This window comes from Halorussus lipolyticus, assembly GCF_029338375.1.
In the GTDB taxonomy this organism is placed as follows: Archaea; Halobacteriota; Halobacteria; order Halobacteriales; family Haladaptataceae; genus Halorussus; species Halorussus lipolyticus.
In genome coordinates this window covers 2,890,418-2,904,198 of sequence record NZ_CP119804.1, presented here as the reverse complement: position 1 = coordinate 2,904,198, position 13,781 = coordinate 2,890,418, and the positions used below count along the sequence as shown (strand labels likewise).

The following is a 13,781-nucleotide window of genomic DNA, read 5'->3' as shown; positions in this document are numbered from 1 at the left end:
TGGTCGTAGGGGTACAAAACTGTGTCGCTAATTCCCCGGATTGAAGCCCGAGAGAAACCGAGCGAGACCTCGTGAAACGGGGACCGGGGCTATTTTCTGCCGAGGAGGCCCCGGCGCTCCCGAACCAACTCGTCCACCAGCGAGACCGCTTCGTCCGCCAGCGCGTCGTCCACGTCCCCGGCGTACCGGACCCGCTCGTAAATCGACCCGACCTGCTCGGCCCGGTCGTCCAAGCCGACCGTCTCGTCCAGTGCCGTCAGATACTCGCGGGGCGTCTCGCCCGGCCGTCGCTCGCGGTGGTCCCGACCGAGGAGGAACTCCAGTCGCTCGAAGGCGCGGGCCACGTCCTCCTCGGGGTCGTCGCGGGGTTGCCACCGAAGCCAGACCGCCCGCTGGAGGCGTTCGAGCGCGCCGGACCGCCGACCACCTGCGAGCAGGCCGACGACCACGAGGACGCCGAGGACGGTCTGCTCGCGCGACGGCAGACCGATGGGGAGGCCGCCGGAGTCGTCGTCGTCGTCCGCGTCGGCCCTGCGGTCGCCCGTGGTGTTGAACCCGCCGAACGTCTCGTTGTAGTCGCCGCGACCCGGATTGATTGGTTGGCGCTCGCCGAGACCGCCGCTGGCGGGCGTCGAGGGGCCGGTCGTGACGTTCTCGTCCGAACCGGTCGTCTCGTTGGCCCCGGAGACGGTCGTGGTCTCGGTGGTGGTGGGCGTCCACTCGCCCTCGTCGCTGTCGTCGGTGTCAACGTTCGAGACGTTGCTCTGGCGGGCCGCCGCGACCTGCGAACGCTCGGCCTGCTGGCGCGGACCGCCCGGCGTCGGGTCGAACCTGACCCATCCAACGTCGGGGAAGTAGACCTCGACCCATGCGTGAGAGTCCAAGCCCCGGACGACCCACTCGTCCTCGGCGACGCGCTGGCCCGAGGTGTAGCCCACCGCGAACCGGGCGGGGACGCCCTGCGACCGAAGCATCGTCACCATCGAGGTGGCGTAGTAGGTGCAGTAGCCAGACTCCATCTCGAAGATGAAGCTCTCGGCGATGTTGCCCTCGGGCCGGGAGACGTCGAGCGAATAGCTCTTGTTGGCTTCGAGCCACGATTCGATGGCCGTGGCCTTGGCGTAGGGCGTCTCTGCGTCGGCCGCACCGACGATGCGGTCGGTCCGCTGACGAACCCGGTCGGTCGAACTCTCCGGCAGTTGGAGATACCGGTCCTCGATGCGCGCCGGGTAGTCGGTGCCCGCGTTCCGAAGTTGGCGCTCAGAGGGGTCGGGGACCTGACTGACGACCGTGTACTCCTCGCCCTCCCGGAGCGCGCCCACGGGGTCGAACGCCCCGAGCGAACTGACCCGCGTGTTGTCCCTGTCGCCCGTCTCCAACCGAGTGGGACGCCACATCGCGGGCATCGCGGCCATCCGTTCGGCTTTCACCGTGACGGTCTGGCTGACCGCCCGCGACCGACCCGGCGGCGCGGGTTGCGGGCCGTAATCCCGCGGGTTGCCGGTCCGAATCCACCCGTTGCCGTCGTAGCGGTCGTAGGCCCCGACCCGCCAGTAGCCCGGTTCGTCGGACTCGACCGTGAACCGGACCTTCGGCGAGAGGCGAATCGAACCGACGATAGACATTCGCTCGCCGTTGCTGACGAAGGCGTCCTCGACCGTCGGCGTGCCAGCGCCACCGCCGGGCAGGATGGGACTCGCGCCGCCGCCGGGCACGACGCTGACCGTCGAGGCCAGCAGTATCATCGCCACCAACACGACCGCAAGGGTGTCCACCTGCGCCGGGGTTCCTCCTCGGCGCGCCAGCGTCCCGAACCCGAGGGTCGCCGTCGCCGAGAGCATCCCGACCAGCGTGACGAAGTTGCTCAGGTCGCCCGTCAGGACGAAAAAGCCCATCGCGGTCCCGCCAGCGCCGACCGCCAGCGCGTAGCGCTGACGGAGGACGAGGTACCACGGCGCGAACACCATCGCCGGGGCGACCCCGAGTGCCCACGCGCCGACCTCGGTCATCCGGAGGACCGACAGGCCGGTCAGCAGGGCCACGTTGTCCGAGACGACCTTGCCGAGCGACATCGCCACGAGGTAGGCGCTGGGCACCGCGAGGTAGTAGCCGACAAGTCCGAGCGCGAGCAACCCGGCCGAAAGCACCACCGCCTGCTTGGGCCGGAGTTTGCGAGCGGTCAGCGTCCCGGCCAGCAGGGACCCGGCCACCAACCCCAGCAGGGTCGTGGTCCCGCCCACGATGTCGGTGACGTGGAACAGGACGCTCAGGTAGGTCGTCATCGTGACCGCGAGCGACCCGACCGCGAGGAGGTGGTACGACACCGCCACGTCGCCGAGTCGGAGGCGGTCGCCGACCGAGGAGTCCGACGACGGCGAGGCGGTCGCGCTATCGGTACTCATCGGCGCTCACCCCCGTCTGCGGTTACCTGCGATTCGCGGTCGGCCTTCGACGGTTCGGGGTCGGCCTCCGACGATGTGCCGCCAGCGGCCGACCCGGACTCGCCGGACAACTGGCCGAAGGTCACGGTCCGGTCGCCGATGGTGACGGTGACGGACTCCGACTCGGCCCGGCCCGCCACCAGCACGTCGGTCCCCTCGCGCCGCCGGTCGCTGACGGTGCCGGGGTTCGACCGGGCCAGCAGGGTCAGGAGTTCGGTCCGGTGGTCCTCGCCAGCGCCGGGTTCGACCCGGCCGCCGGGGACTGTCAGACCGACCGCGAGTCCGGCGTCGAGGAGATAGGTCAGGACGCTGGCGGCCGCCTCGGCCACGTCGTCCATCCGGCCGCCGTCGGCCTCTGCGAGGAGTTCGACCTGCTCGCGCTCCTCGTTGGCCTCGAACTCCATCACCACGAGTTCGTCGTCGGCGCGCTTGGCGCTGGACTTCCAGTGAACGTCCCGGAGGGGGTCGCCGCGCTCGTACTCCCGGAGTTGGTCGAACCGGTCCCGGCCGCCGAGACCGAACTCCCGGTGGAGCGCGGTGAGGTCGCTGGCGTCCTGCAATCGGTGAATCCGGGGGAAGACGACGAGTTCGCTGGTGACCGGGTAGGTGTAGGTCTCCGACCAGACGCCCAGTACGTCCTCGGCGACGACCTCGACCGGACCGACAGACTGGACTCCTCGCTCGCCGAGCGCCACGTCGAAGTCGATTTCGTCGTCGGCGATGGTCGTCTCGACTTCGGGATTCTGCACGTCGAGGCCGTCGCCGGATTCGAGTCGAACCGTCCCGGAAAGCGGGGTCGGGGCGTCGAAGTCGAGCGAGACCGTGACCGTCTCGCCGGCGAACCCGTAGTCGGGCGTCTTCGTGTCGAGTTGTGGCTGGTCGGCCCGCCTGAACTGGAGCCATCCGGCCGCCAGCGCGACTAACGCCGGTCCGACCACGGCGTTCAACGAGCGGGCGCTGAACCACGCCGCCATCCCGAACGCGAGGACGGTGACGGCGGTAAGCGCCCATCCGCGTCGCGTCAGCATCTCACTCCACCGGGACCGAATCGAGCGCCTCGGCTATCAGGTCTCGACCGGACGACCCCGCCGACCCCGCACCGGTCCGGACGCGGTGGGCGAGGACCGACTGGGCCTCCGACTGCACGTCGTCGGGGACCACGTAGTCCCGGCCGTCGAGGACCGCGCGGGCCTGTGCCGACCGGAGGAGCGCTATGGACCCCCGCGGACTCACCCCGAGGTCGGCGTGGTCGCGGGTGTAGTTTGCGAGGCGGGTCACGTACTCCCGGACCGCCTCCTCGGCGGTGACGCTATCGACCGTCTCGCGGGCAGACAGTATCTCGTCGGCAGTCGCCACCGGTTCGAGTTCGTCTATCGGGTGGCCGCCCGTGACTCGGCGCAGGACCTCGGACTCGTCCTCGGGCGAGGGGTAGCCCAGCGACAGGCGCTTGGCGAACCGGTCGATTTCGGCGATGGGGAGGTCGTAGGTCCGGTCGGCCTCCACGTCGTTCTGGGTGGCGATGACGGTGAAAGGTTGGTCGAGTTGGTAGGTCTCGCCGTCAACCGTGACTTGGGCCTCCTCCATCGCTTCCAGCAGGGCCGACTGGGTTTTGGGCGGCGCGCGGTTGATTTCGTCGGCGAGGACCACGTTGCCGAAGACCGGGCCGGGCCGGAACTCGAATTCGCGGGTTCGCTCGTCGAAGACGTTCACGCCGGTCACGTCGGTCGGCATCAGGTCGGGTGTGAACTGGACGCGGGAGAACTCACAATCGATGGACCGGGCCAGCGACCGGGCCAGCGTCGTCTTGCCGACGCCGGGCACGTCGTCCAACAGGAGATGACCGCGCGCGAGGATGGCGGTCACGATTTGCTCGGTCACGTCGTGGTGGCCCACGATGACCCGCTCGACGTTCTCGACCACTCTGTCGGCGACGTCTGCGGCCTCGTCTACCGGCAGGGGGTCGGGTGACGCGTCGGTTTGGCGTGTAGGGGAGTTGGCTTCCGTCATGGATACTCTGTCAGCACGCGGAGGGCGAGAAACCCGGCGACCGGACGGCAGGCCGCCGGAGCGTGCGTGTACTACCCGTACTTTTCGGCCCCACCTTTGAAACTTTTGTCCCGACTGCGATGGTTCCGAACGACCCCCAGAGACGGGCGCTCACCCGCGGTTAGCGGCGACGGAACCGCGACCGAGTAAATGTCGTATCACCGGGATTGATAACGGCGTCGTCGGTACCTACCTACTCAGGCATGCCTCCGGAGGGTCTTTTCGAACGAGCGGCCGACGACACGCGCACCGAAATCATGGAGGCGACCTACGAGGCGCTGACCGAGTACGGCTACGCCGACCTCACGATTCAGCGCATCGCCGACGAGTTCGACAAGAGCAAGTCGCTCCTCTATCACCACCACGACGGCAAGGACGACCTGCTGACGGGATTTCTGGAGTTCGCGCTCGACCACTTCGAGGAGGACATGTCGCTGGCCGACAGCGGCCCGGCCGACGAGCGACTCGACGCGCTGTTCGACGTGCTGGTTGACACCGACTCGGACGTTGACGAGGAGTTCGTCGGCGTCCTCGTGGAACTCCGGGCACAGGCCGTCAGCGACGAAGCCTACGCCGACCAGTTCGCCAAGAACAACGAGTTCCTGCGGAGCCACGTCACCGACATCATCGCCGACGGCATCGACGAGGGCGTCTTCCGCGAGGTGGACCCCGAGCAGACGGCCTCGTTCCTGGTGACCCTTCTCAACGGCCGGATGACCGAGCGCACCACGACCGAGAATCCCGACGCCGCCCGATCCGTCCGGAGAGAACTGGACCGGTACGTCGAGACGCGCCTCCTCGCCGAGAACCCTGAGGCAGGTCACGCCGCGTCGAACGCGGACGCCTGCCGTTCGACCGGCGGGATGGGCAAGTAACTACCGACGACCGGGACTCGTCGCTACCACTCCTTGCAGTCGGCGCAGACGAGTTCGCCATCGCGCTCGCCGTCGGCCCGCCAGCGGCGTTCGACCGACGCCCCACAGTCGGCGCACTCGCCGCCCGCCGGCGACCAGTCGAACGTGGAGACGGCAGGGTCGGCGTCCGGGGCGTCGTCTGCACTCTCGGCCGAATCGAAGGTATCGAGCGATTGGTCCTCGGGCACGGCCGGGGCTACGCAGGCCTCCGTCGTAAGGGTAGCGGAGACTACCAACTCGGCCGGCAGAAGAAGTAAATACGATTGTTATACATAGTGAAATGCATCTTTAGCAACGAAATACATGGGTTAGTCCGGTATTCGTCGTTAGACGAACCAAACAAGTACCCCCGCTACTCACGTTGTAGTATGGCGAGTATCATCCAAAACTTCGTGGACATGGCGAACTACTTCGCGGACGCCGCGTTCGCCTTCCCGAGTTCGATACTGCTCTTGGCGATGGGTGCCGCACTGATAATCTTCTCGTCGCTCGTGCTGGCGTATCTGACCGCCGGCGCGGTGCTGGACCTGTTCATTCCCGAGACGGCGAGTCGCAGGCCTCAGCAACGAGGCTAACCGCCTCCATCGGGTCCGGGCCGAGCGGTGACCCGGCGACGAAGCTATCGGCGTACTCCAGCACGCGGTCGATTTTTTCCGCGGCGGTCTCTGGCGTCCCGGCGATGCAGAAGGCGTCTATCATCTCGGGCGTGACCGCCTCGAAGGCGTCCGAGAAGTCGCCCGACTCGATTTTCTCGCCGATTTCTTTGGCCACCTCGCGGTCGATTCCGTGCCTGTCGAGGACCGGCGGGGCGGAACCGCCAGCGATGAACGCGACCGGGGGTCGGGCGGCCTCGCGGGCCTCGTCGGCGTCGTCGGCCACGCTGACACTGGCGTAGGCCGCGAAGTCGAAGGGGCCGCGGTCCTCGGGGCGCTCTGCCAGTCCCTCCTCGACCCGCTGGTCGGCCCACTCGAAGTCCTTCGGGTGCGAGGCGTTGACCAGCACGCCGTCGGCGTGTTTCGCCGACATCCGAATCATGTGCGGTCCCTGCGCGCCGACGTAGACCGGAATCTCCGAGACGGCTTCCGGGTAGTTCAGCGCGGCGTCAGTGGCCTGAAACGTCCCGTCGTGGTCCACGCGCTCGCCGGCCCAGAGCTTCTGGGAGACCTTCATCGCCTCCAGCACGCGCCGGAGGGGCTTGTCGCGGTCGAATCCGAGGTTGGTGAGCGTCGAGCGGTCGCCAGCGCCGAGGCCGCAGACCGCCCGGCCGTCGCTGGCCTCGTCCAGCGTGGCGACGCGGGACGAGAGCGAGACCGGATGGGTCTCGTAGGGGTTGACCACGCCGGGGCCGACGAGCAGGTCGTCGGTCGCCGTGGCCACCCTATCGAGGACCACGAAGGGGTCGCGGTTGTTGTAGTGGCAACTCGCAAAGAGGGCGTCGAAGCCCTCTCGCTCGGCCTGCTGGCCGATTTCCACGAGGTCCCCAATCGGATGCTCCGGGGTGAGTTCAATCCCGAGCAAACTCCCACCCCCTGAGCGCCTGCCGGACGAAATCGCCGTCCACGTCGCGGTAGAGGTTGTCGCTCCCCTCGTGGTTGCCGAACTCCCAGTCGCGGACGACCGCCACGGGCAGGCCGTCGTCGCCCTCGCCGGTCACGAGGTTCGCCGTCGCCGCGAGTTCGTCCACGACGGCCTCGACGGTGACTTCGAGTTCGTGGCCGTCTCGGTCCTCCTCGCCCCGCCAGTCGCGGGACGCCGGCATGCCGGACCATCCGAGCGCGACTCCTCGCTGGCCGTGGCGGAAGGGCCGCCCGGAGGTGTCGGTCACGATGACCGCGGGGTCGGCGTCGAGATTTCGGCGAATCCGGTCGGCGCTCTCGCCGGGTCGCTCGGGGAGCAGGAGTAAATCGCGTTCTCCGTCTCCGACGTTCGACCGGTCGATGCCGGCGTTGACGCCGACGTGGCCGAACTTGGTCGCGGTCAGCAAGAAAGGCGCTTCCATGATGAGTTCGGTACTCTCCTCCAGCACGGCTTGGGCGAACCGGGGGTCTTTCTCCTCGCCGGAAATGTCTTCGAGTCGCTCGGCTATTTCCTTCGCTCTGGGTCCCGCCGGGAAATCAGCGAGGTCGGCCCGGCGGTCCTCGGCCTTCGAGACGACGGTGCTGGCGACCAGCAGAACGTCGTCGTCTCGGAGGTCGGTCCGCTCGGCTATCAGCGAGGCGAGGTCGTCGCCCGGCCGGACCTCGGGGAGTCCCGGCACCGCGAACACGTCCATACCCGAGGTTGGCGCGTCGGAGGTAAAAATCCGCCCGAAACGGGCAAACGAGACGGAAATCGGACTAGCAGTAGCCAGTAGGCAGTACCGCCTTCTGCGGTCGGCGCGCGAGCAACGCGCGAGAGACGAGGACCGCAGGCAAAGCCGAGGACCGCAGGAGGTTGGGGAGGCCCGAGGGCCGTGCTGTGCGGTTGCGGTGCTGTGCGGGAGACGGCTTTGCTCAAGCCTGAAGCTAGCGCCCTGTCGCCCGTCTCGTTCGGAGTGACAATCTCACCGTCGTCATCTAACACGTCTGAAAGACGACTATCGTTGCCTCTAAGCTCTTTCTAGGCAATTTTAAACAACAAAATGATTTTCCGTACTATCGCCATTACTCTCACACCTCCATCCAAACCACACTTCCCAGTTTAAATCTCCTCGTCGTCCTCGAACACCCGCACGTCCACGTCGCCCTCGTGAATCTCGACGGTCATCATCGTCTCGCGGTCGGCCGGCGAGGCCCCGGTCGCACTCCCCGGATTCAGGAACCTGATGCCCTCGATGTCGTCGTCTACCACCTCGTGGGTGTGGCCCGCCACCGCGATGCCCGGTCCCGTGAGTTCGTCGCTGATGGTCTCGGCGACGGTTTGCTCGTACTCCTCGGCCGTGGGGGCCGTGCCGTGGGTCACCACGAACGTCGTGCCCTGCACCTCGACGGTGGCGACCTTCGGCAGGTCGAGTGACGCCGGGTCCATGTTTCCCGTGACGGCGGTGAACGCCGACCCGGCGAGGCCCGCAATCGACTCGTAGGCAGACGAACTGTCGAAATCGCCCGCGTGGATGGTGTGGTCGGCCTTCCGAACTCGGTCGGCCACCCAGTCGGGGATGTCCTCGGCGCGCGAGGGAATGTGCGTGTCGCTGATGATTGCGATTTCGGCCATGCGACGGTGTTCGTTCTCGCCCGGCAAAAACGTAGAGGCAGAGGAGGCCCCTGATTCTCCTGAGACAGCGACTTTTGTAGAATGCGTCCGGCGGGCCGGTATTTCGCGTGCGCAGAACTGCCCGCCCGAAATAGCTCTCGATAGACCCCAGACTCAAACCACCCGCCACCGAACCACGGGTATGGACGAAACCCACGTCGTCACCTGCTTCCTGCGGAATCGCGGCGAGGTACTCTTGCTCCGGCGCTCCGAGGAGGTCGGTTCCTACCCCGGCCAGTGGGCCGGGGTCGCGGGCCACGCCGAGGACGACCCCCATCGGGCCGCGCGAGACGAGATTGCCGAGGAGACGGGCCTCCTCGACGCCTGTTCGCTGGCCAGAGCGGGCGTCACGTTCTCGTTCGAGGACAGCGAGGCGCGGAGCGCCTCGGAGCGCCGGGCGGAGCCCGGCGATGCGGGCCTCGCCACCCGATGGGTCGTCCACCCCTACCTGTTCGACTGCGACCGGCGCGACGCCGAAACCGACTGGGAGACGGCCGAGGCCGAGTGGGTCCACCCGACCGAGATTCTGCGGCGCGAGACGGTGCCCCAACTCTGGACCGCCTACTCGCGGGTCGGGCCGACCATCCAGCAGGTCGCCGACGACGCGGACCACGGCTCTGCGTACCTCTCGGTCCGGGCCTTGGAGGTCCTGCGCGACAGGGCCGGAAGTTTCGCAGAGCGCGACCCCGACGCCGACCGGTGGCCTCAACTCGTCGCCATCGCCGAGCGACTCCTCGACGCCCGGCCGAGCATGTCTGCGGTCGAAAACCGGGTGAATCGGGCGATGAGCGAGGCCGACCGGAACGCCGGAACCGCCTCGGCAGTCGAGGAGTCCGCCCGCGAGGGAATCGAGCGAGCGTATCGGGCGGACGAGGACGCCGCCGAGAACGCCGCCGACGAGATTCACAGCGAGACGGTCCTGACCCTCTCGCGGTCGGGAACCGTGCTGGACGCGCTTCCGGCCGCCGACCGCGTGCTGGTCGCCGAGTCCCGCCCGGCGCGGGAGGGCGTCGGGGTCGCCGAGGAGTTGGCGGAAATGGAAAATGCGCCCGACGTGACGCTCCACACCGACGCCGCGATTGGCCACGCGCTGGCGACCGAGGACGTGGACGCGGTGGTCGTCGGCGCGGACGCGATTCTGCCGGACGGCCGCGTGGTGAACAAGACCGGGACGCTCCTCGGGGCGCTCTCGGCGGACCGCGAGGCCATCGACTGCTACGCTGTCGCCGCCAGCGACAAGATTCGGACCGACGACACGGTGCATCTGGACGAGGGCGACCCCGAGGACGTATACGACGGCGACGCCGGTATCGAGGTGCTGAACCCGACCTTCGACGTGACGCCCGCGGAGTTGGTCTCGGAGGTGATTACCGAGCGAGGGACCCTCGGCGCTGACGAAATCGGCGACGTGTCCCGCGAACTCCGAGAACGCTCGCAGTGGCGCGACGAGTGAGCGTCGGCCGATTCAAATTTTGGAAATGTGTAGAATTCCTAAACACAGATTTTTATTTTTCTAAGGTTTCAGAACGATGCTACCGGGCGGTTGAACGCCGAAGGGCGCGAGCGGACAGCATCGCGTCACTCGAACAGAAGCACGCAGGGCAACTCGGGCGTGTCCACTCGGAGGAGCGCGTAGGCCGCCCCGGAAACCCCGTCGAAGAACGTCGGATTGGTGAACGACCGGGCGTGGCCGGGGAGCGACAACGCCCCATCCTGCTCCCGGCGAGCGAGACACCGCCGGGCGAGTTCCACGGCGTCGGTGCGGTCCCCGTCGGCCCGGCGTGCGCCCACGACGAGCGTTTCGACGCGGCCGAAGTTCCCACAGCAGAGGTTGTCGATGGTCGCCGCGTCCCCTGTCGCAGTTTCGGCGAGCGCGGCGGCCCCCTCGGTTCGGAGGGCGTCGTCGCCCAGACACTCGCCGATGCCGATTCGGGCGAGCGCCATCCCGGACCGCCCGTGACACCATCGGTCGAGATACTCGTCCTCCTCGGCCGACCGCCGCCAGTTGCACCTCGACGCCGAGTAGAGCGAGGACTCGAAGTCGAGCGTCTCCCGCACCGCGTCGGCGAATCGGGAGTCGCCGGTGGCCGCTGAGAGTCGAGCCAGCGAGTAGGCGATGCCGCTGGTGCCGTGGGCGAACCCCGTGAAGTGAACCTCGTCGTCCCCCGCGTTCCAGATGCGGTGGCCATCGACTTCGACGCGCCCCTCCAGCAGTCGCTCGCCGCAGGCCACCGCCCGGTCGAGGACGCTCGATTCGCCGTCTCGCTCGTAATGGGCGAGCAGTCCCAGCAGGGTCCCCGCCGACCCCTCCATGACGTCGAAGGTGTCGTCTCCGGAGAGTCTGTCGTCGGTGACGGTCCGGGCCGCTTTCGACGCCGCGTTTCGATACCGCTCCTCGTCCAGCAGTTCCCCAGTCACCGACAGCGCGTAGACGACGGCACCGACGCCCTTCGTCCCGCCGAGTCCGACCGAGAGTTCGTCGGCGATGGTGTCGGCGACTATCGGCGCGAGTGCTTCGTCGGCGATTCGCCGGTAGCGCTCCCGGCCGGTCGTCCGGTGTAGCGCCGCCGCCGTGAGAGCGATGCCTCCTCGGCCCCAATAGAGCGAGGAGTCCGCCGGCACGACGCTCACGTCCGAGTACCCCGACGAGACCGACACCCAACCCGTCCCGTCCGCCGTCTCTATCCCGGCCTCGATTGTCTCCTCGAACAGTTCGACTGCCGCCCGTCGAAACTCCTCGTCGTCCGCGTCGTCGGCGGGCGGGGCCGGCGTCCGGGGTTCGCTCGCGTCGAAAATCTCCCGAATCAGCCACGTCTGTCGATGCTTGTCGGTCGCGGAGAGTCCGTCGAGTCGTCGCCGACACCGGTCGTAGCCCGACGTGTCGGCCTCGAAACCGAGGCCCGTCCCGTCGTGAGAGACCGTCCGTCGGTCGGGACCCGACGAGAGTCGAGGAATGTCGCGTCGCCGGAGCGCCCGCCGCTCGGCCCCGTACAGCGGCCAGTACCGGTCGGTCTCTATCCGACCGTCGAAGAACGGCACCGCGAGGTCCTCGAACTCGACGGAGAGTCGAGCGCCGTCCCGAAGCGGATTGCGGGCGACCGCCGACTGTTGGACCGACCGGTACCAGACGGTCGAACGATACACCAGTCTGTTTTCGACGCCAGCGACCATCTCGGGCGTGACGACCGCCGAGAGAAATCGGTCCTCAGCGTGGAGTTTCCGAATCGTCTCGTAGGTCTCGTCGAACCCCCGACAGATTTCGTCCACGTACTCGCTCGGCGGTTGGTCGCTCCCCTCGACGGTCGGCGTGTTGGTGTGTACGCCGACCTCGACCGGTTCGTGGCGAACCGACATCACGTCGGTGTTCGTCGCCTCGATAGTCGGTTGCGTGAGCGAGGGAATCCGGGTCCGTTCGCTCTCGTTTCCGAACCCCGCGACGGCCGCCGAGAAGCTTTCGTCGTCCTCCTCGCGCGGGTCGCCCTGCGACCACGGCAGGAGCGAGGTAAACAGGACCGAGCGGTCGGTCAGTGCGGAGATTTCGGTTCGGAGCGGTCGCTCGGTGTGAGCGACGTGCGGATGGAATATCGTCTCGCAATCCACGAGCATCGGGTCGGTGCCGTCCACGACGAGGTTCTCCAGTTGCCCGTCCGGGAAGTTGAGGACGTAGGCCAAACAGAGCAGTGCGCCCGCCCGCTCGTAGTACCTGCTCGCGGTCGGTTCGTCGGGCAGGTCGCTGTAGTCGATTTGCTCCATCCACCCGTACTCGTCGCGGGAGACGTAGGTCGGCGTCTCGATGGGCGAAATCGAGAGATGGTCGTCGAGTCGGCCCAGAATCGTATAGAAGGTGACGCCGCCATCGACCGGTCGCGGCTTGTAGACGACGGCCCCGGACTCGAACGAGACTCGAACCGGGACGCGACCGCTGGCGTGCGAGTCGTCGGCAAGCGGTTCGACCGCCACTACCTCGCCATCGACGCCGAACCGCTCGCGTAGGGTCTCGCTGTCGGACCGGACCCGCCGAAAGAGTTCCGCGACCGCCTCGACCCACTGGTCGATTAACTGGGCCGCGTGGCGCGCGAGAACGGGATACTCCAGACAGAGGTTCTTGAAACCGAGTTCGAACATCGCGTCGAGAAACGCCTCGTACCGTGCGGTCGGCGGGTCCGAGAACTCGGCCGGGTCGGCGTCCACCAGTTCCGGGTCGTGGGCCTCCACGAAGCTCTTGAACTCGACGTACAGCGGGCGGAGACACACCGCCTTGAGTTGGGTCACGAGCCAATCGCACATCGGCGACACCGTATCGACGGGGACCACCGCGTCGGGCAACTGTCCGCGAGCGTACTCTGCGAGCGCGGCCAACAGCTCCGAAAACGGTATCTCCTCGGACTCGACATCGACGCTGACGGTCTCGGGCGAGGCCGACGCCACGTGGTCGAGGAGGTCCTCGACGGTTCCGAGCCACGCCGGAAGCGGTTCTTCGGCGGGCCACTCGGTCGCCGACAACTGTTCGCGGACGGCCTCCTCGGTGAACCCGTCCCTGTCGAGTCGCTCTCGGAACGCGTCTTCAGAGGGAAATCGGTCTCGCCACTCGGCGAGGATTCGGTCGGGGTCGATTGGGGGTTCCCCGCCGGAGTCGTTCGCCGGTCCTTCGAGTCGTTCGTGCAACGTTCGCGCCCGACCAGCGATTGTCCGACGCTCGGTCTCGGTAAGCTCCATTATTCAAAATATACGGCGTGGCCGCACACGGCGGCTTACTCAGTAGGTGTAGATGCAGGACGTTTCCCGGTCGACACAGAGGCCCGACGAGTCCGGGTCGTCGCTCCCGTCGCGTCGAGCGACCGTCGCGTCGCCGTCGAATTCGGCGTCGTAGTCGTCCTTGTTCGATTCGACTTCCGAGCTGGATGGTAGTGCAACCGACATGCGTACTTTATATTATTAGAGTGTATGTTAAATGTTTGCACTAATGATAGTGTTTAAATGTATTCGGGTCGAGTGAGTCCTCGTCACCTCGCGGTCGGTTCTCCTCCGGATTCCCACTGCGTGACGCTTTTCACCCCGACCGCTCTATCTGCACTCGGTGGCCATGACGAGCAGTTACCCCCACCGAGCCCCTTGTGACGAGGGATTTCCACCGAGCCACCATTCGGCG

General features: G+C 67.2%; 12 protein-coding genes. 3 read left to right on the top strand and 9 right to left on the bottom strand.

Going from position 1 to position 13,781, the window contains the following annotated elements:
* Window positions 1-89: 89 nt before the first annotated feature.
* From P2T57_RS14535 to P2T57_RS14525, 3 genes are read right to left on the bottom strand one after another with little or no spacing between them, the layout of a single operon-like run.
* Entirely contained in the window at window positions 90-2,402 is a 2,313-nt protein-coding gene (locus P2T57_RS14535; RefSeq protein ID WP_276299935.1) for a transglutaminase TgpA family protein, read from the bottom strand.
* Window positions 2,399-3,469, bottom strand: a complete 1,071-nt coding sequence (locus P2T57_RS14530) for a DUF58 domain-containing protein (protein WP_276299934.1) — start codon at window positions 3,467-3,469, stop codon at window positions 2,399-2,401. Before P2T57_RS14530 ends, P2T57_RS14535 begins: the two co-directional genes overlap by 4 nt.
* Window position 3,470: 1 nt before the next feature.
* Window positions 3,471-4,448: an AAA family ATPase gene (locus P2T57_RS14525; protein WP_276299933.1), complete on the bottom strand. Its 978-nt coding sequence runs from the start codon at window positions 4,446-4,448 to the stop codon at window positions 3,471-3,473.
* 242 nt (window positions 4,449-4,690) lie between these two features.
* Here P2T57_RS14525 and P2T57_RS14520 point away from each other — a divergent pair, with 242 nt between their 5' ends.
* Entirely contained in the window at window positions 4,691-5,362 is a 672-nt protein-coding gene (locus P2T57_RS14520; RefSeq protein WP_276299932.1) for a TetR/AcrR family transcriptional regulator, read from the top strand.
* Window positions 5,363-5,385: 23 nt separating this feature from the next.
* Here the strand turns inward: P2T57_RS14520 and P2T57_RS14515 are convergent, their stop codons facing one another.
* Window positions 5,386-5,589, bottom strand: coding sequence for a DUF7573 domain-containing protein (locus tag P2T57_RS14515; RefSeq protein ID WP_276299931.1), 204 nt, complete (start codon window positions 5,587-5,589; stop codon window positions 5,386-5,388).
* 180 nt (window positions 5,590-5,769) lie between these two features.
* On the opposite strand from P2T57_RS14515, the gene P2T57_RS14510 reads away from it, so the two are divergent.
* Window positions 5,770-5,976, top strand: coding sequence for a DUF8024 family protein (locus P2T57_RS14510; RefSeq protein WP_276299930.1), 207 nt, complete (start codon window positions 5,770-5,772; stop codon window positions 5,974-5,976).
* Here P2T57_RS14510 and P2T57_RS14505 read toward each other — a convergent pair.
* From P2T57_RS14505 to P2T57_RS14495, 3 genes are all read right to left on the bottom strand, one after another.
* On the bottom strand, window positions 5,933-6,919 hold the full coding sequence (locus tag P2T57_RS14505; RefSeq protein ID WP_276299929.1) for a 5,10-methylenetetrahydromethanopterin reductase: 987 nt from the start codon (window positions 6,917-6,919) through the stop codon (window positions 5,933-5,935). The genes P2T57_RS14510 and P2T57_RS14505 overlap by 44 nt on opposite strands.
* Window positions 6,906-7,673 carry a coenzyme F420-0:L-glutamate ligase gene (locus P2T57_RS14500; RefSeq protein ID WP_276299928.1) on the bottom strand — a complete coding sequence of 256 codons (768 nt, stop codon included), beginning with the start codon at window positions 7,671-7,673 and terminating at the stop codon, window positions 6,906-6,908. The genes P2T57_RS14505 and P2T57_RS14500 overlap by 14 nt, the downstream gene beginning before the upstream one ends.
* A 407-nt stretch (window positions 7,674-8,080) precedes the next feature.
* On the bottom strand, window positions 8,081-8,593 hold the full coding sequence (locus tag P2T57_RS14495) for a metallophosphoesterase family protein (protein WP_276299927.1): 513 nt from the start codon (window positions 8,591-8,593) through the stop codon (window positions 8,081-8,083).
* 181 nt (window positions 8,594-8,774) lie between these two features.
* Here P2T57_RS14495 and P2T57_RS14490 point away from each other — a divergent pair, with 181 nt between their 5' ends.
* Complete coding sequence (locus P2T57_RS14490) at window positions 8,775-10,085, top strand: eIF2B alpha/beta/delta subunit family protein (RefSeq protein WP_276299926.1); 1,311 nt, start codon at window positions 8,775-8,777, stop codon at window positions 10,083-10,085.
* Between the two features lie 125 nt (window positions 10,086-10,210).
* Here P2T57_RS14490 and P2T57_RS14485 read toward each other — a convergent pair whose 3' ends face one another.
* Both P2T57_RS14485 and P2T57_RS14480 read right to left on the bottom strand, forming a co-directional pair.
* Window positions 10,211-13,348, bottom strand: coding sequence for a type 2 lanthipeptide synthetase LanM family protein (locus tag P2T57_RS14485; RefSeq protein ID WP_276299925.1), 3,138 nt, complete (start codon window positions 13,346-13,348; stop codon window positions 10,211-10,213).
* Window positions 13,349-13,387: 39 nt separating this feature from the next.
* Window positions 13,388-13,552 (bottom strand): hypothetical protein, encoded by a 165-nt coding sequence (locus P2T57_RS14480; RefSeq protein WP_276299924.1) that lies wholly within the window; start codon window positions 13,550-13,552, stop codon window positions 13,388-13,390.
* Window positions 13,553-13,781 lie beyond the last annotated feature (229 nt).

Bases quoted from the DNA above. Each gene is read 5' to 3' on its own strand.
- P2T57_RS14480 (WP_276299924.1), bottom strand. From the start codon at position 13,552: ATGTCGGTTGCACTACCATCCAGCTCGGAAGTCGAATCGAACAAGGAC.
- P2T57_RS14500 (WP_276299928.1), bottom strand. From the start codon at position 7,673: ATGGACGTGTTCGCGGTGCCGGGACTCCCCGAGGTCCGGCCGGGCGAC.
- P2T57_RS14530 (WP_276299934.1), bottom strand. From the start codon at position 3,469: ATGCTGACGCGACGCGGATGGGCGCTTACCGCCGTCACCGTCCTCGCG.
- P2T57_RS14490 (WP_276299926.1), top strand. From the start codon at position 8,775: ATGGACGAAACCCACGTCGTCACCTGCTTCCTGCGGAATCGCGGCGAG.
- P2T57_RS14510 (WP_276299930.1), top strand. From the start codon at position 5,770: ATGGCGAGTATCATCCAAAACTTCGTGGACATGGCGAACTACTTCGCG.
- P2T57_RS14495 (WP_276299927.1), bottom strand. From the start codon at position 8,593: ATGGCCGAAATCGCAATCATCAGCGACACGCACATTCCCTCGCGCGCC.
- P2T57_RS14485 (WP_276299925.1), bottom strand. From the start codon at position 13,348: ATGGAGCTTACCGAGACCGAGCGTCGGACAATCGCTGGTCGGGCGCGA.
- P2T57_RS14520 (WP_276299932.1), top strand. From the start codon at position 4,691: ATGCCTCCGGAGGGTCTTTTCGAACGAGCGGCCGACGACACGCGCACC.
- P2T57_RS14525 (WP_276299933.1), bottom strand. From the start codon at position 4,448: ATGACGGAAGCCAACTCCCCTACACGCCAAACCGACGCGTCACCCGAC.
- P2T57_RS14535 (WP_276299935.1), bottom strand. From the start codon at position 2,402: ATGAGTACCGATAGCGCGACCGCCTCGCCGTCGTCGGACTCCTCGGTC.